The following is an 18,835-nucleotide window of genomic DNA, read 5'->3' on the forward strand; positions in this document are numbered from 1 at the left end:
CCGGAGCGCATGCGCGCCGCCGTTCTGGTCGAACCCGGACGGATCGAGATGCGCGAGCGCCCGGTCCCCGAACCCGCACCCGGCGACGTGCTCGTCCGGGTCACCACGGTCGGCGTGTGCGGATCGGACACGCACTACTACCGCGAGGGCCGCATCGGTGAATTCGTCGTCGAGGCCCCGCTCGTCCTCGGCCACGAGGCCTCCGGCACGATCGCCGCGGTCGGTGCCGGCGTCCCCGCCGAACGGATCGGGCAGCGCGTGTCGATCGAGCCGCAGCGACCCGACCCGACCACCGAGGAAACCCGGCGCGGGCGCTACAACCTCTGCCCGCACATGCGGTTCTACGCCACCCCGCCCGTCGACGGCGCCTTCTGCGACTACGTCACCATCGGGGCGGAATTCGCCCATCCCGTCCCCGACGCCGTCTCCGACGACGCGGCCGCCCTCTGCGAACCGCTGTCCGTGGGCATCGCCGCCGTCCGCAAGGCGGGCGTCACCGCCGGATCCCGGGTGCTCGTCACCGGCGCCGGCCCCATCGGCATCGTCACCGCGCAGGTCGCCCGCGCCTTCGGCGCCACCGACGTCGTCGTCACCGACCTCGACGCGGACCGTCGCGCGCTGGCCCGGAAGTTCGGGGCGACCACCGCCCTCGACCCGCGCACCGACGACGTCACCGACCTGCACGTCGACGCCTACATCGACGCCTCCGGCGCCCCCGCCGCGGTCGCCACCGCGATGCGGGCCGTGCGGCCCGCCGGCGCCGTCGTCCTCGTCGGCTCCGGCGCCGAGACGATGAACCTGCCGGTCCAGCTGATCCAGAACCGCGAGCTGGTCCTCACCGGCGTCTTCCGGTACGCCCACACCTGGCCGACGGCCGTCGCCCTCGCCGCCACCGGCCGCGTCGACCTCGACGCGATGGTCACCGCCCGGTTCCCGCTCGAGCGGGCGGCCGAAGCACTCGAATCCGACCGGACACCCGGCAACATCAAGACCGTCGTGCGGGTCCACCCCGGCGACGACACGTAAGGAGCCCCGACATGGACCTGGGGGAGAACGCCCTGACCGCCCTGCCCGTCCCCGGCCCGACGTACCCGCGCCGCGACATCGGCGTCGGCATCGTGCATTTCGGGGTCGGCGGATTCCATCGTGCCCATCAGGCGATGTACGTCGACCGGTTGCTCGAAGGCGGGGGCGCCCGCAACTGGGGCATCTGCGGTGTCGGCGTCATGCCCGGCGACCGCCGCATGCGCCACGCCCTCGCCGCCCAGGACGGCCTCTACACCCTGATCCTGCGCCACCCCGACGGCACATGGGAACCGCGGGTGATCGGTTCGATCGTCGACTACCGTTACGCACCCGAGGATCCCGAGGCGGTGATCGAGCTGATCGCGGCGCCCACCACGCGCATCGTCTCGCTCACCGTCACCGAGGGCGGCTACAACATCCGCCACGACACCGGCGAGTTCGACGTCGACGACCCCGCCGTCCGCCGCGACGTCGAGCACCCCGATGCGCCCGCCACCGTCTTCGGGCTCGTCACCGCCGCCCTCGCGCGCCGCCGCGAGCGCGGACTGCCGTCGCCGACGATCATGTCCTGCGACAACATCGAGGGCAACGGCACCGTCGCGCGGCGGGCCTTCACGTCCTTCGCCGCGCTCGTCGACCCCGGTCTCGCCGACTGGATGCGCGAGCACACCCGGTTCCCCAACTCGATGGTCGACCGCATCACCCCGGTCACGACCGACGACATCGCCCCCGAACTCGACGCCCGCTTCGGCGTCCGGGATCGCTGGCCCGTCGTCGCCGAGCCGTTCACCTCCTGGGTGCTCGAGGACGACTTCTCCTGCGGCCGTCCGGCATTCGACGAGGTCGGGGTGCAACTCGTCGACGACGTCGCCCCGTACGAACTGATGAAACTGCGCCTGCTCAACGCGAGTCACCAGGCACTGGCCTACTTCGCGCACCTGTGCGGCTACCGCTACGTGCACGAGGCCGCGCAGGACCCGTTGTTCGCGGAGTTCCTGCTCGAGTACATGGACGCCGAGGCCACCCCCACCTTGCGTCCGGTGCCCGGCATCGATCTCGCGCAGTACAAGCGCACCTTGATCGAGCGCTTCGCCAACCCCGAGATCCGCGACACCGTCGCCCGGCTGTGCGCCGAATCCTCCGACCGCATCCCGAAATGGCTGCTGCCCGTCGTGCGGGAGAACCTCGCGACGGGCGGGTCGGTGCGCCTGGCCGCCGCCGTCGTGGCCAGCTGGGCCCGCTACGCCGAGGGCACCGACGAGGCCGGCGAACGCATCGAGGTCGTCGACCGGCTCGCCGGCACCCTCGGACCCCTCGCCCGCAGCCAGCGCGGGAATCCGACCGCCTTCCTCGAGAACCGCTCCGTCTTCGGTGATCTCGCCGACGAGCCGCGGTTCGTGGACGCCTACCGGTGGGCGCTCGACTCCCTGCACCGCAACGGCGCCCGCGCCACGCTCGAGGCCCTCCGCAGCAGGGTCGGATCGTGAACGGGCACGTCCTCGTCCTCGGCGAGGCCCTCGTCGACATCGTCCGGCGCGGCCCGGCCCGGCCCGTCGAACACGTCGGCGGCAGCCCGCTCAACGTCGCCGTCGGCCTCGGCCGCCTGGGCCGCGACGTCGAATTCGTCACCCACATCGGCGACGACGACCGGGGCCGCCGCATCGTTCGCCACCTCGCCGACTCCTCGGTGCGGCTCGCCGCCGGCAGCAGCACCGCGCCGCGCACCCCCACGGCGACCGCCACCCTGGACGAGAACGGCGCCGCCACCTACGAGTTCGACCTCGAGTGGCAACTGCCGGATCCACGCCCGGAGCCCGGCGCAGGGCACGTGCACACCGGGTCGATCGCGGCCCTGCTCGAACCCGGCTGCGAGGCCGTCGCCGCGCTGCTCGACCGGCACGTGCCCACCGCGACCATCAGCTACGACCCCAACGTCCGGCCCGCCCTCGTCGGCGACGACCCGCGCACCCGCGACCGCATCACCCGCTTCGTCGCGGGCGCCGACGTCGTCAAGGCCAGCGACGAGGACCTGCGCTGGTTCGCCCCCGACCGCGACCCCCGCGACGTCGCGCAGGAGTGGCTCGCCCTCGGCCCGGCGCTCGTCGCGGTGACCCTCGGCGCGGGCGGTGCCGTCGCCGTCGCGCGGTCCGGCGCCGTCGACGTCGCCGCGCACCCCGTCGAGGTCGTCGACACCGTCGGCGCCGGCGACGCATTCATGGCCGGTCTGCTCGACGCCCTGTGGACGCAGGAACTGCTCGGCGACCGCGAGGGCCTGCACGGAATCGAACCGGACGCGCTGCGCGCGGCCCTCGACGTCGCCGCGCGCACCGCGGCGCTCACCGTCGCGCGCCCGGGTGCGGACCTGCCGACCCGCGGGGAGCGGGACGCCGACCCGAAGGAGCAGAGGTGACGCTCGTCGCCGGGATCGACTCGTCCACCCAGTCCTGCAAGGTGCTCGTCTGCGACGCGCGCACCGGTCACGTCGTGCGGGAGGGCCGTGCCCCGCATCCCGACGGCACCGAGGTCGACCCGCGCGCCTGGGCGGACGCCCTCGACCGCGCCGTCGCCGCCGCGGGCGGGCTCGACGACGTCGCCGCGGTGTCGGTCGGCGGTCAGCAGCACGGGCTGGTGACCCTCGACGAGACCGGGACGGTGGTGCGCCCGGCGCTGCTGTGGAACGACACCCGCTCGGCCGCGGCCGCCGCCGACCTCGTCGCCGACCTCGGCGGCGGGCAGGCGTGGGCCGACGCCGTGGGGGTGGTGCCGCTCGCCGCGATCACCGTCGCCAAGGCGCGCTGGCTCGCCGACCACGAACCGGGCCACGCCGACCGCGCTGCGGCACTGTGCCTGCCGCACGACTGGCTCACGTGGCAGCTCGCGGGAGCCTCCGGCGTCGGCGCGCTCGTCACCGACCGCAGCGACGCCAGCGGCACCGGCTACTACAGCGCCGCCGACGGCTCCTACCGCACCGACCTCCTCGACCTCGCGCTGCGTGGCCGCCGGCCCGTGCTGCCCCGGGTGGCCGGACCGGCCGAACGGGTCGGGGAGACGGTCGCGGGCGCCGCCCTCGGACCCGGTGCCGGGGACAACGCCGCCGCGGCCCTCGCCCTCGGCGCGCACGAGGGCGACGTGATCGTCTCCGTCGGCACCTCGGGCGTGGTCTCGGCCGTCTCGGCCACCCCGAGCCGCGATCCGTCCGGGCTCGTCGCCGGATTCGCCGACGCCACCGGCCGGCACCTGCCGCTCGTGTGCACCCTCAACGCGGCGCGGGTCCTCGACGCCACGGCCGCGCTGCTCGGGGTCGACCACGACGAACTGTCGCGGCTCGCGCTGTCGGCCCCGCCCGGCGCCGGCGGTCTCGTGCTGGTGCCGTACCTCGAGGGCGAGCGCACCCCCAACCGGCCCGGCGCCACGGGCGCGATCCACGGCCTGCACCTGACGAATTCGACACGGGAACACCTGGCGCGCGCGGCCGTGGAGGGACTGCTGTGCTCGCTCGCGGACGGTCTCGACCACATCACCGCGCAGGGCGTGCCGGTGCGGCGGGTGCTGCTCGTCGGCGGCGGCGCCCGTTCCCGGGCGCTGCGCGAACTCGCGCCCGGCATCCTCGGGGTCCCGGTGGAGGTGCCGGAGCCGGGCGAGTACGTCGCAGCCGGCGCGGCCCGGCAGGCCGCCTGGGTGCTGGCCGGCGGCACCGAACCACCCCGGTGGGAGGGTGGCGGCGTGCGGCGCTACGAGGCGGACCCGGTCCCGGCCGTGCGCGCCCGGTACGCGGAGGTCCGTGATCTCACGGACGGCAGCGACCTGACACCTCTTTCCGGAACCTGACACCTCTTTCCGGAACCTGACACCGGTTCCGGCCGGCCGGAAAGGCTGTCGGCATCCCGAAACGGATGCACGCTCCGGACCGCGGCCGCGATGAGTTCCGGCGTCGGCCCGGGTCGATATCTGTGACGCCGACAGGGCGCCGTCATCCACCGAGCAAGGAGAAGGCGATGCCGAAGATCACCCCGTTCCTGTGGTTCGACACCGAGGCCGAAGAGGCCGCCAAGTTCTACACCAGCGTGTTTCCCCGCTCGCGCATCCTGAGCACCACGTACTACCAGGACACCGGGCCCAAGCCGGCCGGCACCGTCATGACCGTCGACTTCGAACTCGACGGCCAGCGCTACGTCGCGCTCAACGGCGGCCCGGAGTTCTCGTTCACCGAGGCGGTGTCGTTCCAGATCGACTGCGCCGACCAGGACGAGGTCGACCACTACTGGAACGCTCTCACCGAGGGCGGGGAAGAGAGCCAGTGCGGCTGGCTGAAGGATCGGTTCGGGCTGTCCTGGCAGGTGGTGCCGCGACGGCTCTTCGAGCTGCTCTCCGACACCGGCCCCGAGGTGGGGCGGCGGGTCACCGAGGCGATGCTGCAGATGCGCAGGATCGAGATCGCACCGCTCGAGGAGGCCGCCCGCGGCTGAACCGGCGAGCCCAGCGGGCACCGCGGCGGCGGTGATAGCTTTCGGTCGATGACCACGCGCACCGAGCGGCTCGACGAGCTGCCGCTGACCCGCAGACACGGCAGGCTGCTGCTCGGCTCCGGTGTGGGCTGGGCACTCGACGCCATGGATGTCGGGCTCATCTCCTTCGTGATGGCCGCCCTGGCCGTGCAGTGGAATCTGAGCACGACCCAGCTGTCGTGGATCGGGTCGATCGGCTTCGTCGGAATGGCAGTCGGAGCCGCGGTCGGTGGGCTGCTCGCCGACCGGATCGGCCGGCGCCAGGTGTTCGCGGTGACACTGCTGGTGTACGGCCTGGCCACCGGCGCGGCGGCGCTCGCCGGCTCCGTCGCGGTGCTGATCGTGTTGCGGTTCGTCGTCGGCCTGGGTCTCGGCGCCGAGCTTCCCGTCGCGTCGACCCTCGTCAGTGAGTACGCGCCGCGCCGGCAGCGGGGTCGCATGGTCGTCGCGCTCGAGGCGTTCTGGGCGGCCGGATGGATCCTCGCGGCCCTCATCGGCTACTTCGTGATCCCCCTCGGCGACGACGGCTGGCGCTGGGCGCTGGCCGTGGGAATCGTCCCCACCCTGTACGCGGTGGTCGTGCGGTTCGGACTACCCGAATCCGTGCGATACCTCGAGCGCCGGGGCCGCTACGCCGAGGCGGAGAAGGCCGTGCGGTCCTTCGAGATGTCCGCCGGCATCGCGGCGCCGACGGACGCGGAGGAGACGTCGCGTCCGGTGCTCACGGAGACGAGCGCCGAGTCGATCTGGTCGCCGCGGTTGCGGCGGCGCACCGCCGCCCTGTGGACGGTGTGGTTCTGCATCAACCTCTCGTACTACGGGGCCTTCATCTGGCTGCCGAGCCTGCTGGTGAACCAGGGCTTCGACCTGGTGAAGTCCTTCCAGTACACGCTGATCATCACGCTCGCGCAGCTGCCGGGATACGCCGTCGCGGCGTGGCTGATCGAGGTGTGGGGGCGCCGCGCAACCCTGGCGAGCTTCCTCGTCGGCTCGGCCGCGGCCGCGGGCCTGTTCGGGCTGGCCGACACGCCCACCGAGATCGTCGCCGCCGGAATGGCATTGTCGTTCTTCAACCTCGGCGCCTGGGGGGCGCTCTACGCGATCGGACCGGAGCTGTATCCGACGTCGGTGCGCGCCGCCGGGACCGGCGCGGCGGCCGCGTTCGGGCGCATTGCGTCGATCGTGGCGCCGCTGCTCGTGCCCTGGCTGCTCACCGGCGGCGGCAACGCCCTCGTGTTCGGGGTGTTCGCGGCGGCGTTCGCGCTCGCCGCCGTCGCCGCCTTCACGCTGCCGGAGCGCAAGGGGCACGTGCTCGAGGCCTGAGCCCTACGCCCGGGCGGCCGGCGCCGGGCCGCAGGCCGCCGCCACCGCGAAGGTCCCGAGGGCCGTGCCCGTGACGAGGCGCTGGGTCCGCACGGCCCGCGGGGGCGTCGCCATGCGGCGCACCGGTCAGCTCGACGACCCGACCCTCGCGCACGTCGTGTCGCACCTGCGGATGTCGTCGGGCGCGTAGCCCGCCGGCCCCCGCGCGTGCGCACGTCTCGCACCGATTCCGAAGGCAGCGCCACGGGATGTGCGCCCTCGGTGCGCGTGGAGTCATCCTTCTGTGCATTCCCAGCCATGTTCGCCCGCACTCCGGGGACCTAGTGTTCCAGATCACAAGCATCCGGCGGCGGGCCGTGCGCATCCGAGGCCTCCGCCGCGACCGAAAGGACGGACCTGGACGTGGCGTCACTGCAGACGGTGCAGAGGATCGGACCGGTGCTGGACCTGTTCACGGTGCAGCAACCCGAGTGGGGGGTCTCCGAGGTCGCGGCGGCGATCGACGTTCCCCGATCGAGCGCGCACGCTCTGCTGTCGAGCCTGGTCGACACGGGGCTGCTCCAGTGCCGCGCACGCGGACGCTACCGGCTCGGGTGGCGCGTCGTGGAGCTGGGGGAGACGCTGCGCGGCACCGTCGACGTCCGGTCCTGTGCCGCCCCCGTCCTCGAGCGTCTGGTGGAGAAGTACGGCGAGACAACTCATCTCGCGGTCATGGATCGATGGAACGTCCTCTACGTGGACAAGATCCTCGGCAATCACAACATCACCGTGCAGGGCGCCCGGGTCGGGACGCGCCTGGATGCGCATTCCACGGCGGTGGGCAAGGTGCTGCTCGCGCAACTCGAGGAGATCGAGGTGCGCCGGTATCTGGCCATGCGCCCGTTGCGGCGGCTGACACCGTCGACCACCACGAACCCCCAGGCACTTCTGGACGCTCTGGCCGGTGTGCGCTCGGCCGGCTTCGCTGCGGACCTCGGGGAGACCGTCTCCGAGGTGCACTGCGTCGCCGCCCCGGTGCGCGACGACCTGGGCTCCGTCGTGGCGGCCGTGAGCGTGAGCGTGCCCGCGACGCGCTTCGCCCAGCGGCGACCGCAGCTCGAGCGGGCCGTGGTCGGCGCCGCGCACGAGATCACCCGGGCGATCGCCGAAGCCCACGACTGCAGTCCCGTACCGCTGCGGGACGACCCGAGTGCCGCCGCTCTCGTGGAGGCGAGTCCGCGCGCCTCCTGATCACGATCCGACTGCACGAACACGACAAGCGAAAAAGAGGAGCCATGGACACCGCCGCCCACAAGGCCGCAGACCGACTGCTCGAGGTGTATCGCACGGGGGAGCCGATCGATCCGCTCACCCCCGATCATCCCGACGCGTCGATCGAACTCGCCTACCGGATCCAACAGCTGCAGGTCGAGCAGTGGACGCTGGCCGGCGATGTCGTCAAGGGCCACAAGGTGGGCTTGGCCTCCCGCGCGATCCAGCGGCAGATGGGTGTCGATCAACCCGATTTCGGGCATCTGACCGCGAGCATGTTCCACCTCGAGCATCAGCCGATCCCCGCCGGCCGCTTCCTGCAGCCGCGGATCGAGCCCGAGGTGGCGTTCGTGCTCGGCAGGCCGCTGGCCGGTCCGGGCGTCACCGCCGCCGAAGCTGCGCGGGCCGTGGACTTCGTGCTGCCCGCACTCGAGATCGTCGACTCGCGGATCCGGGACTGGAAGATCGGCATCTTCGACACCATCGCGGACAACGCCTCGTCCGGCGGCGTGATCCTGGGGAGCCGGCCGGTCTCCCTCGGTGACGTCGACCTGAGGCTGATCGGATGCACACTCCACATAGGCGGTGAACTCATGGCGACGGGAGCCGGCGGAGCCGTCCTCGGGTCCCCGCTCAACGCGCTGGTGTGGCTGGCCAACACGGTCGGCCCGCTCGGGGTCACCCTCGAACCGGGGCATGTGGTGCTTCCCGGCTCCATGACCAGGGCGTTTCCCGTGGCGGCGGGCAACTCCATCGTGGCGAACATCAGCGGGCTCGGCAGCGTCACCGCCGTGCTCGGCGGAAAGGACGAGAAATGAGCGACCAGTCGTGGAGCGCGGCCCGCGTCGCCGACGTGCTTCTGCGGGCGGAGGACACGGCGACCCCGCAGACGTCGATCCTCGCGGAATGGGACGGACTGGACCTGGGGACCGCGTACGCCGCGCAGGACATCGCGTTGCGCATGCGGCTCGCCCGCGGCGAGCGGCTCACCGGCGTGAAGCTCGGGGTCACGTCTAAGGCAAAGCAACGGCAGGTGGGCGTGGACTCGCCGTCCACCGCGTGGCTCACGGACAGGATGATCCTGCCGATCGGCGAGCCTGTCCCGCGCGAGAAGATGATCCACGCTCGCGCGGAGCCGGAGATCGCGTTCGTCATGGGCCGCAGGCTCGAGGGGCCGGGCGTCTCGGCCGCGACCGCACTGGCCGCGGTGGAGCACGTGGTCGGCGCGATCGAGATCATCGACAGCCGCTTCTCCGGCTACCAGTTCTCGATGATGGACGCCGTCGCGGACAACAACTCGTCCGGACGGTACGTGACCGGTCCGGTCGGCCGCGCGCCGGAGGGTCTCGATCTCGCCCTCGAGGCGTGTCTGCTCGAGATCGACGGCGAGGTGGTGGATTCGGCAACGGGCGCTGCGGTACACGGACATCCCGCGGAGGCGCTGGCCTTCGCCGTGAACACCCTGGCCGAGCGGGGACTCGCCATCGAGGCAGGGTGGGTGGTGCTCACCGGCGGCATGACCGACGCCGTGCCGGTGCAGCCGGGGGCGCGCATCGCCGCGCACTTCACCACCCTCGGCACCGTCACCGTGGCGGGAGGCTGACGATGCCGCTCATCGACGTGACGATCGCGGAGGGGCGCAGCCCGGACGAGCTCCGGAGGCTGATCCACGAACTGACCCAGGCGGCGCACCGGGCCCTGGACGCGCCGCTGCCCAACATCCGGGTGGTGCTGCGGGAGACGCCGAAGACACACTTCGCCGCAGGCGATGTGACGATCGCCGAGCGTGAGACACGGGCCTGAACGGTCCGGATATCCCGGACTGCGACAGCGCCGGCCGGCGACGACGTCGAGCATCGTGATCGAGCCGCATCGGGGCGGGGAAGCGGGATACACAAGGGAGACACCATCCCCTGCGTCCCCTGGAGAACCCGATGACGTCGAACCCACAGCGCGCCCTCACCCTGGTTGCCGAGCCCGAGCCCGGCTGCGAACGGGTGGCGGACCGGATGTACCACGACCTGCTTTCGCCACCGGAGGTGCAACAGGTGCGCGACCGCGTCCGGGACTTCGCCGCTCGGGCTGTCTCGCCGATCGCCGGCCGGATCGCCGGCGGGGACGAGCGCCTCGACGGGTTCCCCCGGGACGCGTTCGAGGCCATGGCCTCGAACGGTCTGTTCCGCCTTCCCTTCACCGCGGACGTCGGTGGCGACGGACTCACGCACCGCGCCACGGCCACCGCAGTGGCCGTCGAGGAACTGGCGTACTACTCCAACAGCGTCGCCGCGATCTACGACGTCCATTGCATCCTCGCCGGCACGGCACTGGACCAGGGCACCGAGGAGCAACGGCGCCGATGGCTGCGTGCCGTCGTCGACGGGGAGATCGTCGGATCGTTCGCGACGAGCGAGCCCGGTGCCTCGAGCGATCTGTCTCCCGAGGCGGTGCAGACCGTCGCGAGCCCGGACGGCGACGGGTGGGTGCTCACCGGCCGCAAGCGGTGGATCACCAATTCGGTCGTCGCCGGTGTCGTCGTCGTGCTCGCCCGGACCGGCGACAGCCTCACCACCTTCATCGTTCCCACCACCGCACCGGGCGTCACCGTCGGCACACCCGACCGCAAACTCGGCAACCGCGGGCAGATCACGGCCGACGTGATCCTCGACCGTGTTCCGCTCGGGCCGGAATCGGTGCTCGGGCGGGTCGGCGGTGGCCTGCGCGTCGCGCTCCGGACACTCACCTACGGCCGCATCGGAATCGGCGCCGCCGGCGTCGGCATGGCGCAGGCCGCCTTCGACCGGACCGTCGCGCATCTGAAGTCGCGGCACGCGTTCGGTGGTTCGCTGGCCTCCAAACAGCATTGGCAGTTCGTGATGGCCGACTACGCGGCAGATCTCGAGTCCGCCCGTAGCCTGTACCTGAAAGCGGCGCTCCGGCTCGACGCGGGGGAACACTTTCCCGAGCCCGAAGCGGCGATGGCAAAGCTGCGCGGCACCGACCTGGCGGCGCGCATCGCCCGGGATGCCGTGCAGGCGTTCGGCGGACTCGGATTCGTGCAGTCCCTCGGTGCCGACGACACCGAAGGCCCGGTCGAGGCGATCTACCGGGACAGCAAGATCGGCGAGATCTACGAGGGAGCCAACGAGATTCAGAAGTGGGTGCTCGCCCGGCAGATTTTCGGCCGGGACCACACCGGGTAGGACTTCGGATTCCGCATCGTCCGTCCGAGACTCGTCGGTTCGGACGATGCGGCAGGCTGACCCGCGCTGACAGGTGTCGCCCTCATCGGGTTCCCTCAACGGAGCCCGATGAGGGGCGTCGGACTCCTCCGCCGAGATCAGAGGGTGCATGGACCGCGGTGGGCCTAGGACACCGCCGCCCCATGACGGCGCTCTGGATCCGTTCGCAGGAGCCCGTCCGGCTCATGAGCAAGACCGGGCCGCGCAAGGCGCTGGATCGCCGTGTCGACGACCAGGACCGTCCGCGGCAATGGTGGGTGTCTTGCAGGATCGCGCCGAGGTACGCCCTCTCGGGCACCCGCCGGAGGAGATGGCGGACACGTTGGATTCGGTCGCCGGTGTCCGGCCCCGGGGCACCGTGGCGGGGTCGATGTCGAGGACATTGGTAGCGACACTTCAGGTTCAGGTCGACGCTGGATTCGCAGTGCACGTCGTCACTCGTCCCACAGCTCCGGTGCCTTCGCTCGACAGCATTCGACGCGAATGGTGACCGCTTCGGAGGCGGAAGTACGGGATCTGCACATCGTTCTCGTCGAAGACGTGCCGGTCCGTGGTGTTGGTCATGCATTGCGGGAGACCCGTCGATCGGTCGACGAGAACGCCTCGCCGAGCACGAAACAGTCACCGTGCCCCGGATGGACACGGGTGTCGGCCGGCAATCCCGACAGGGGTTCGAGCGCCGGAGCCGGTGCCGGGAAATGTCCGGGCGGTTCACATCCGTGCCGCAGGGCGTCGCCGGTGAACACCACGCCCCGGCGCGCGAGGTGCAACGCCACCGAGCCGGCGGTCACCGACGGGGTGTGCAGCACCCGGATCTCGTCACCGGCCACGGCGATGCGTTGCCCGTCGTCGAGTCGCCAGTACTGCCGCTGCCCGTGCACCGCCTGCCACAGGTCGTGGTCGCCCGGATGCAGCAGGATCGGGGCACACAGCCCTATGCCCACCTCGACCGCCGCCGAGACGTGGGCTCGGCGTCCTTGGGTGCAGATCACTGCCGTGACACACCGGTCACCGACTACACCGGCGATATCGACGGCCCGACCGCCCGCATCGACAATCACCACATCTCGGTCGTCGCCGACCACCCAGACGTTCGCCTCGCAATGCTCGGACAGGAGCGGCCCGGAGCGCTGTGATCGTCGATTGTCGACCCGCTCGATCCGAAAGCGGCTACCCACTGCAGGACCGTTCCGTCCGTTGCCTCACTGCGGCGGTCTCCGATCGGTATCCAGTCCTATGTTGAGTTGCGCCCGCGGAATACGCTCTACAGTCGGCTCCGCATCGCACACGGGAGCACCTCGTACAGTCATCGATTGCATCTGTCCTCCCGGGTCTTCGGTGGTAGCCGGCTCCACCGTAAGGCGTGCCGGTTTGCCGGCGACCTGGTCGAACGATCAGACCGGCCCCTCCCGATGGACAGTGCGCCCGAGCCTCGAGCTCCGCCGTCCCCGCTCGATTCAGGGTCGAGCCGGGACGCGCCCTATCCCGCCGCGACCTGAGCTCCGACATACCGCTCGGCAGCTCGTTCGATCTGTTCCCGCTCGGAAGGAGACAGCCGACTGGGAACCTGGCTGCGGAGGATGCGAACGATGTTCTCGTAGAACCGTGTAGTGCTCATCCCGAAGCGAACGAGGATCTCCCCGACGGGTGGACCCCCATACGGTAGCCAGATGCGGGCGAGCTCGAGGAGTTCACGGTCTTCGGCTGACATGAGTCATTCCTTTCGTCAACCGACCGACGACAGCGGGGAGGAAGGGACGGCAGGACGATCGGTCTGTGACTGGCACTGTGACAGAGAATGTTTGAGATCGAAGTCGACGTCGCGGGCTTGTTCCGGCGTGAGCGGCATCGTGCAGGCCAGCATCTTGCGCGCCGCCATGTGGTCCCGCGGCCTGTTCACCGATTCGACACCCAGCAGGCGTCCCTGCCGGAAACAGAAGACGGAAAAAGCACCGTCCGCGACCGATCCTCGAACGACACTGGTATCGGTGCCGGTGGTGAGCCCGGCAATCTGCAACTTGGCCTCGTACTGCTCCGACCAGAACCACGGCACACTGCGGTACGCCGTCTCGGTACCGGTGAGTTGTGCGGCAATGCAGCGGGCTTGGTCGACCGCATTCTGGACCGACTCGAGTCGGACGAGCCCTTCGTCGCTCACTCCGGGAAACGCTGCGCAGTCGCCGATGGCGGAAATCCGCTCATCCGAGGTACGTAGGTGCGCATCGACAACGATGCCGTTGGCGACCTGCAATCCGGCGTGCTCGGCCAGTTCGGTATTGGGGACGACGCCGATTCCGATCACGACGGCATCGGCGGGGATCGTCTCCCCGTCACAGGTGATCACTCCCCGGGCGCGTCCGTCGTCCACCACGATCCGCTCGACTCCGGTCGACAGCCGCAGATCGACACCGTGGGCGAGGTGGAGGGAGGAGTAGAACTGTGACATCGTTTCGGTCAACGCTCTGGCCATCGGACGGGCCATCGCCTCTACGACGGTGACGGGCAGTCCGTTCTTGCGGGCGGCGGCAGCGACCTCCAGACCGATGAATCCGGCGCCGATGACCACGAGCGACGAACATGCCTTCATCTGCGCCGTCAGCGCCTCGGCCTCGGCGGCGGTGCGCAGGTAATGGACGCCGGCGGCGTCGGCTCCGGGGACCGGTAGGCGGCGATTGCGTGCACCGGTGGCGAGGATCAGGTGATCGTAGTCGGCCGTGGACCCGTCCACCAGTTCCACTCGTCGGTCGATCCGGTGAAGTCGCGCGACGGGTTTGCCGCACCGCAACTCGATATCGTGTTCGGTGAAGTACCGGGCCGGACGCAGTGCGAGCGAATCGCGATCGGGCTCGCTGCGCAGATAGGCCTTCGACAGTGGGGGGCGCTGGTAGGGAACGCCGCTCTCGTCGCCGATGAGGGAGACGGCTCCGTCGAAGCCGTGCCCGCGGAGACTGACCGCTGCCTCGAAGCCGGCCTGTCCCGACCCGACCACCACGACGCGGGGGGTGCTCATACCTGTTCCTCCGGCAGGCGGACGATCAGGCCGTCGACCTCGTCGGTGACGACGAGCTGGCACGAGAGCCGGCTGGCGTCAGTACGTGGGCTGACGGTGTCGTCGAGCATCTCGTCTTCTTCCTCGGAGACCGGGGGGAACTTCTCTGCCCACGGACCTTCGACGTAGACGTGGCACGTCGCGCACATGGCCTGGCCCCCGCACTCGGCGACGATGCCGTCGATTCCGGCCGCGATGGCGGCCTGCATGACTCTCTTGCCCGGGGCGACTTCGACCTCGTGCTTGGTTCCATCGGGGTCGATATAGGTGACGGTAGGCACGTCATCTCTCTTTCACGAAAATGCAGCGGTGGTGACGTGGGGTGCGGCTGCAGCACCCGGCACCCCACGGGTGGGTCAGGGCAGAACCGTGTCTTCGTTGCTGAACAGCAGCAAGATCCCACCGGTGGCGAAGTTCGCGACATCTCCGGCCGCGGACTGTCCTTGGGGGGAGGCAAAAGCTCGCCCGGCCTCGTCTTCGGACTCGAAGTACAGCTCGGCGAGCGCATAGGCAGCGGGGGGATTGCCGTCGAGCGGCTCGCACCTGCCGACGGCGAACTTCTTCACGTTCGGTATCTCTCGTACCAGCGGGAGATGCTTGGTGGCGTAGTACTCGTCGAATGCCGCCGAGTCGGTGGGCTGGTTGTAGACGATGGTGATGCGGTACATGATGTCCTGTCTGGTCGATGTTGTCAGGGGCGGTCGGCCGGGACGGGATTCTGCTGAGGGTCCCACTCGACCAGCACGTGCTCGGGGCCTCGGAAAGAGGTGTTGGGCAGGTAGGTGAATTCCTGTCCGGGTACGAGCGACATGTGTGGAAGACGGCGGGAGGTCTCTTCGAGGAAGATCTTCATCTCCAGTCGTGCCAGTGTCGCACCGAGACAGGTATGGCTACCGATCCCGAACGTCAAGTGCCGGCGTGCGTTTCCGCGGTGGATGTCGAACTCGTCCGGCTCGGGGAAGATGTCGTCGTCGCGATTCGCCGACGCGGTGACGATGAGCAGGCGCCCATCCGCCGGGATGTCGACACCGCCGACGGTGGTGTCGGTCACCGCCATACGGCGCCAGGCGACGACGGATCCGCTGTAGCGCAGGCACTCTTCGACGGCCTTGGGGACGAGTGTGGGATCGGCGCAGATCTGCTTCCAGGCACTGCGGTTTTCGAGCAGGGTGCGGAAGGCGTTGCCGGTGGCGTTGGTGGTCGTCTCATGGGCGGCGACGACGCCACTCATCATGATGTTCTGGAGGTAGTTGTCGTCGAACAGGTCGGGATGTCGGCGCTGCATCTCGATCGCGTGCGGGATCCAGCCCTTGGCGTCGGGGTCCGCCTTCAGCTTTTCGACCAGTCCACCGGCGAACCTCCAGAACTTGCCCATGCCGGTGGCGACGCGGACCTGTTCTTCGCCGTCGGGGCGGCCCCAGGTGAACAATGTCTGCTGCATGCCGAAGTGGCGGCAGGTTTCGATGTCCTCGTCCGGGACTCCCAGGAAGATCAGGGCAACGATGCAGGGCACCTCGTAGAGCAGATCGTCGACGAGGTCGGCGCGGCCGGTCTTGACGACCCGGTCGAGGTAGGCGTTGACGACTTGACGGATCTTCGGCTCGAACGTGGCGACGTTGTCGGCTTCGAACGGCTCCATGAGCAGGCGGCGTCGCTGCGTGTGGATCGGCTCGTCCTCGTTGACGATGGTCGGGCCGGGAGCGAACTCGTAGCTGCCGAGGATCTGCAGGGCTTCGTCGCTGATCGGAGTGATCTGATCGAGGGTGATCCGCGGTGAGAACACCTCGGGATTCTTGAAGATCTGCTTGATGTCTTCGTAACGGGTGACCACCCAGTAGTCGAGCAGGGGGCTGTAGAACACCGGTTCCTCGGCGCGCGCCTGCCTCAGCGACGACGACGGATCCACCTGATACGAGCCCTGGAACGGATCGAATCCGGCGGCCATCCGGGATACCGGGCATCCGGTCGGGCTGGTGACGCCACGCGGCGCTTGATCGACGGTCATCTGGTTCCTCCGGTTTCGGGAATCGAAGCTGCCGTGAGCTTCTCGAAGAGACTGTGATCTCGGTCACAGCGACGGCTATCCTCTACGCGTAGAAGTACAGCCAATATGCGCACACGCATGGCGACGATCCGGGCGGAACATGGGCACAGTGGAATCGAGCGATACCGGCATCCGGCAGTCCGCGACGACTGCATTCCGGTCGGACGACATCGACGCTTCGCGCACAATCGGCGGCGGGGTGTTCTACCCGCACGAGGTGCGGGTCCTCGGGAGCGAGCGCACATTCGAGATGCAGCTGAGAGCGGTGACCTGTGGGCCGATCACTCTCGGAATGCTGGACTATTCGACCGAGGTGGAGATCAGCACGGGTGAGCTGCTCGACGCGTATCAGATCAACATCCCTCTGAGGGGTGAGCTGGTGACGGGCTCCGGGGACGGACGGATGGTTGCTACCCCGGATGTTGCTGCTGTGTACCGATGCGATCGCCGTACGATACTGCGGGGATGGTCGTCGGCGCATCCGGCACCGGTACTTGCCGTGAAGATCGACCGGCGTGCTCTCGAGGACCAATTGTCCGAGCGTATCGGTCGCGCGCTCACCGATCCGATTGCCTTCGGTGTCGAATTCGATCTACGCACCGTCCGCGGCCGACAATGGCTGTCGGTGGTGCGGGCGCTGGCTGTCTCCCTCGACGACCCGACGGCCTCAGGACTGCATCCGATTGTGGCCGCTCCGATGGCAGAATGCCTGATGAACGGGTTGCTCGTCGCCGCGGACCACGACCATCGACGCGGGCTTGACACACCGAAAGCGGTGCTGCCCGCAGTGGTGCGGCGAGCGGTGGACTTCATGGACGAGCACGCTGACGAGCCGCTTTCGGTGGCGCAGATTTCCCGCCACCTCGGGGTCAGCGTCCGTGCCTTGCAGTTGGGCTTCCAGACCTCGCTGGGAACGACACCCATGCGGCATCTGAAGCGAATCCGATTGCAGCGGGTACGCAGGGAACTGGTGAACGCCGATCCGCAAACGGCGGGGGTCACCGAAATCGCTCGCCGGTGGGGCTTTCTACATGCCGGCCGCTTCGCGGGGGAGTATCGGGAAGCTTTCGGAGTGAGCCCGTCGCGGGATCTTCGCGCGATGCCGTACCGGTAGCCGACGAAGCTAGGGCGATGCACTGACGGTGGCCTACCGAACGACGGCCGATGCAGTCGAGAACATGCCGACCAACCGGTCGAGGTAGGAGCGGTATGCCCGCCTTCTCGCTGGATGCCGCCACACGAGGTTTCGCCACTCGATTGGGGTGGGGGCCGACTTCCGGCCAGGGTCGATCGATCACGAACGGAGCGATGGGCCACCGTCGTGGACAGCGTCACGTCGGAACTGGGCGGGGCTCCTGTCGAAGCGGCGGCGAAACGCGCGACTGAAGTGGGAGACGTCTCGGAAACCCACGTGCTCGCTGATCTCCGCGACCGTGAGGTCGGTCGTCAGCAGTTGGTTCCGGGCCTGCTCCAGACGCAGCTCGTACAGCCATGCGCGCGGTGTCGTGCCGGCGGTACTGAACAGTTTGTGGATGTACCGAACGGACATCCCCAGCTCGGCGCTGATCTCCGCAGTCGTGTGATCGGGGTCGTGCAGATGCCGCTCCATCGCACGCTGCACGCTCCGCAGGTCCTGCGCGTGCACGCGCCTGGTGGATCTCGTCGGAGGCGCCGACTCGCCGATCGCGGTGGCGAGCAGGTCGAGCGCCGAGCCGGCGACCGACAGGGAGGACCGGAGGGACAATGGCTCGGCGGTCGTCGCGAGCTCCACGAGGAGCCGCGACACGATCCGTCCCATACCCGCCTGTCCCGAGAAGCCGGACCCGGTGATGTGGTCCATTGTGTGCGAGGGCAGGCGGGTGGCCAGTAGTTCGCGTGGGCTGCGCACCACGACTTGTTCGAACGAAGTCGTCCCGTCGACCACGAACGGCGTCGTCGCGTCGAGGATCGCGAACGCTCCGTGCTCGAGCACCGATTCCCTCCCGTTTTGTCGCAGGACCGCGGATCCGCGCCTGATCAGGCAAAGCAGATAGTCGTCGCTCGGATCCGACCTGATCATCGCCGGTGTGCGAACCACGGCGTGCGGATCGGCGCGCACCAGGCTTACCGTCAGCTCCCCGAGCGACCGGACCGCCAGGTCGGCTTCGAACGGACCCTTCTTGTCCGGCCAGTCGACATCCATCTCGCAGTAGGTTGCCTCCAGAGTGTCCGCCCAGCGCACGCGTCTCTCGGTCGAGGCGAGGCCGCGGGTGCTGAGCACGACCTGCTTGCCGGAATCGTCGGTGCAGACGGAGTCAACCATCGGTGCACTCTCGGTCATGTTCCTACTCACCTCCACACCCTAGTGTTCCAGATCACAAGAGCTCGAGCGACGGGCAATCCGCACGGCGTCCGCCGC

At 69.6% G+C, this 18,835-nt stretch carries 20 protein-coding genes; 13 read left to right on the forward strand and 7 right to left on the reverse strand.

The window, feature by feature from the left end; translation table 11 throughout:
• Positions 1–9 precede the first annotated feature (9 nt).
• The 12 genes from LZP97_RS02345 (at position 10) to LZP97_RS02395 (ending at position 11,305) form a co-directional block, all read left to right on the forward strand.
• A complete protein-coding gene (locus LZP97_RS02345; protein ID WP_048771828.1) occupies positions 10–1,026 on the forward strand; it encodes an NAD(P)-dependent alcohol dehydrogenase in 1,017 nt (338 codons plus the stop codon).
• Positions 1,027–1,037: 11 nt separating this feature from the next.
• Complete coding sequence (locus tag LZP97_RS02350; protein WP_048771826.1) at positions 1,038–2,513, forward strand: mannitol dehydrogenase family protein; 1,476 nt, start codon at positions 1,038–1,040, stop codon at positions 2,511–2,513.
• Positions 2,510–3,436 carry a carbohydrate kinase family protein gene (locus LZP97_RS02355; RefSeq protein ID WP_010592524.1) on the forward strand — a complete coding sequence of 309 codons (927 nt, stop codon included), beginning with the start codon at positions 2,510–2,512 and terminating at the stop codon, positions 3,434–3,436. Before LZP97_RS02350 ends, LZP97_RS02355 begins: the two co-directional genes overlap by 4 nt.
• The gene (gene xylB, locus LZP97_RS02360) at positions 3,433–4,854 is read left to right on the forward strand and encodes a xylulokinase (RefSeq protein WP_048771824.1); all 1,422 of its coding nucleotides are present in this window, start codon (positions 3,433–3,435) and stop codon (positions 4,852–4,854) included. The genes LZP97_RS02355 and xylB overlap by 4 nt, the downstream gene beginning before the upstream one ends.
• Before the next feature lie 167 nt (positions 4,855–5,021).
• Complete coding sequence (locus tag LZP97_RS02365) at positions 5,022–5,492, forward strand: VOC family protein (RefSeq protein WP_010592522.1); 471 nt, start codon at positions 5,022–5,024, stop codon at positions 5,490–5,492.
• Between the two features lie 48 nt (positions 5,493–5,540).
• On the forward strand, positions 5,541–6,854 hold the full coding sequence (locus LZP97_RS02370; protein WP_048771821.1) for an MFS transporter: 1,314 nt from the start codon (positions 5,541–5,543) through the stop codon (positions 6,852–6,854).
• Between the two features lie 64 nt (positions 6,855–6,918).
• A complete protein-coding gene (locus LZP97_RS27245; RefSeq protein WP_255325545.1) occupies positions 6,919–7,044 on the forward strand; it encodes a hypothetical protein in 126 nt (41 codons plus the stop codon).
• Between the two features lie 212 nt (positions 7,045–7,256).
• Positions 7,257–8,084: an IclR family transcriptional regulator gene (locus tag LZP97_RS02375; protein WP_010592520.1), complete on the forward strand. Its 828-nt coding sequence runs from the start codon at positions 7,257–7,259 to the stop codon at positions 8,082–8,084.
• 44 nt (positions 8,085–8,128) lie between these two features.
• A complete protein-coding gene (locus LZP97_RS02380) occupies positions 8,129–8,923 on the forward strand; it encodes a 2-keto-4-pentenoate hydratase (RefSeq protein ID WP_010592519.1) in 795 nt (264 codons plus the stop codon).
• Entirely contained in the window at positions 8,920–9,708 is a 789-nt protein-coding gene (locus LZP97_RS02385; protein WP_048771818.1) for a 2-keto-4-pentenoate hydratase, read from the forward strand. The genes LZP97_RS02380 and LZP97_RS02385 overlap by 4 nt, the downstream gene beginning before the upstream one ends.
• 2 nt (positions 9,709–9,710) lie before the next feature.
• Positions 9,711–9,908, forward strand: coding sequence for a tautomerase family protein (locus LZP97_RS02390; protein ID WP_010592517.1), 198 nt, complete (start codon positions 9,711–9,713; stop codon positions 9,906–9,908).
• Positions 9,909–10,039: 131 nt separating this feature from the next.
• Complete coding sequence (locus LZP97_RS02395) at positions 10,040–11,305, forward strand: acyl-CoA dehydrogenase family protein (RefSeq protein WP_010592516.1); 1,266 nt, start codon at positions 10,040–10,042, stop codon at positions 11,303–11,305.
• Between the two features lie 599 nt (positions 11,306–11,904).
• On the opposite strand, the gene LZP97_RS02400 is transcribed toward LZP97_RS02395, so the two are convergent.
• From LZP97_RS02400 to LZP97_RS02420, 6 genes are all read right to left on the reverse strand, one after another.
• Complete coding sequence (locus LZP97_RS02400; protein ID WP_234574958.1) at positions 11,905–12,336, reverse strand: MBL fold metallo-hydrolase; 432 nt, start codon at positions 12,334–12,336, stop codon at positions 11,905–11,907.
• Positions 12,337–12,824: 488 nt separating this feature from the next.
• Positions 12,825–13,055 carry a DUF3263 domain-containing protein gene (locus LZP97_RS27465; protein ID WP_048771812.1) on the reverse strand — a complete coding sequence of 77 codons (231 nt, stop codon included), beginning with the start codon at positions 13,053–13,055 and terminating at the stop codon, positions 12,825–12,827.
• A 15-nt stretch (positions 13,056–13,070) separates the two neighbouring features.
• Positions 13,071–14,354, reverse strand: coding sequence for an NAD(P)/FAD-dependent oxidoreductase (locus LZP97_RS02405; RefSeq protein ID WP_048771809.1), 1,284 nt, complete (start codon positions 14,352–14,354; stop codon positions 13,071–13,073).
• A complete protein-coding gene (locus LZP97_RS02410) occupies positions 14,351–14,674 on the reverse strand; it encodes a 2Fe-2S iron-sulfur cluster-binding protein (RefSeq protein WP_048771807.1) in 324 nt (107 codons plus the stop codon). Before LZP97_RS02410 ends, LZP97_RS02405 begins: the two co-directional genes overlap by 4 nt.
• A 75-nt stretch (positions 14,675–14,749) precedes the next feature.
• Positions 14,750–15,061, reverse strand: coding sequence for an EthD family reductase (locus LZP97_RS02415; RefSeq protein ID WP_048771804.1), 312 nt, complete (start codon positions 15,059–15,061; stop codon positions 14,750–14,752).
• Positions 15,062–15,084: 23 nt separating this feature from the next.
• The gene (locus LZP97_RS02420; protein ID WP_048771802.1) at positions 15,085–16,398 is read right to left on the reverse strand and encodes a cytochrome P450; all 1,314 of its coding nucleotides are present in this window, start codon (positions 16,396–16,398) and stop codon (positions 15,085–15,087) included.
• Between the two features lie 139 nt (positions 16,399–16,537).
• Between LZP97_RS02420 and LZP97_RS02425 the strand changes: the two genes are divergently transcribed.
• On the forward strand, positions 16,538–17,551 hold the full coding sequence (locus LZP97_RS02425) for an AraC family transcriptional regulator (RefSeq protein WP_200903445.1): 1,014 nt from the start codon (positions 16,538–16,540) through the stop codon (positions 17,549–17,551).
• Positions 17,552–17,731: 180 nt separating this feature from the next.
• Here LZP97_RS02425 and LZP97_RS02430 read toward each other — a convergent pair whose 3' ends face one another.
• Entirely contained in the window at positions 17,732–18,757 is a 1,026-nt protein-coding gene (locus LZP97_RS02430; protein WP_048771799.1) for an AraC family transcriptional regulator, read from the reverse strand.
• Between the last annotated feature and the right edge of the window lie 78 nt (positions 18,758–18,835).

Origin of the sequence: Rhodococcus sp. DMF-1, from assembly GCF_021441945.1 — a bacterium.
GTDB classification, from domain to species: domain Bacteria; phylum Actinomycetota; class Actinomycetes; order Mycobacteriales; family Mycobacteriaceae; genus Rhodococcus; species Rhodococcus ruber.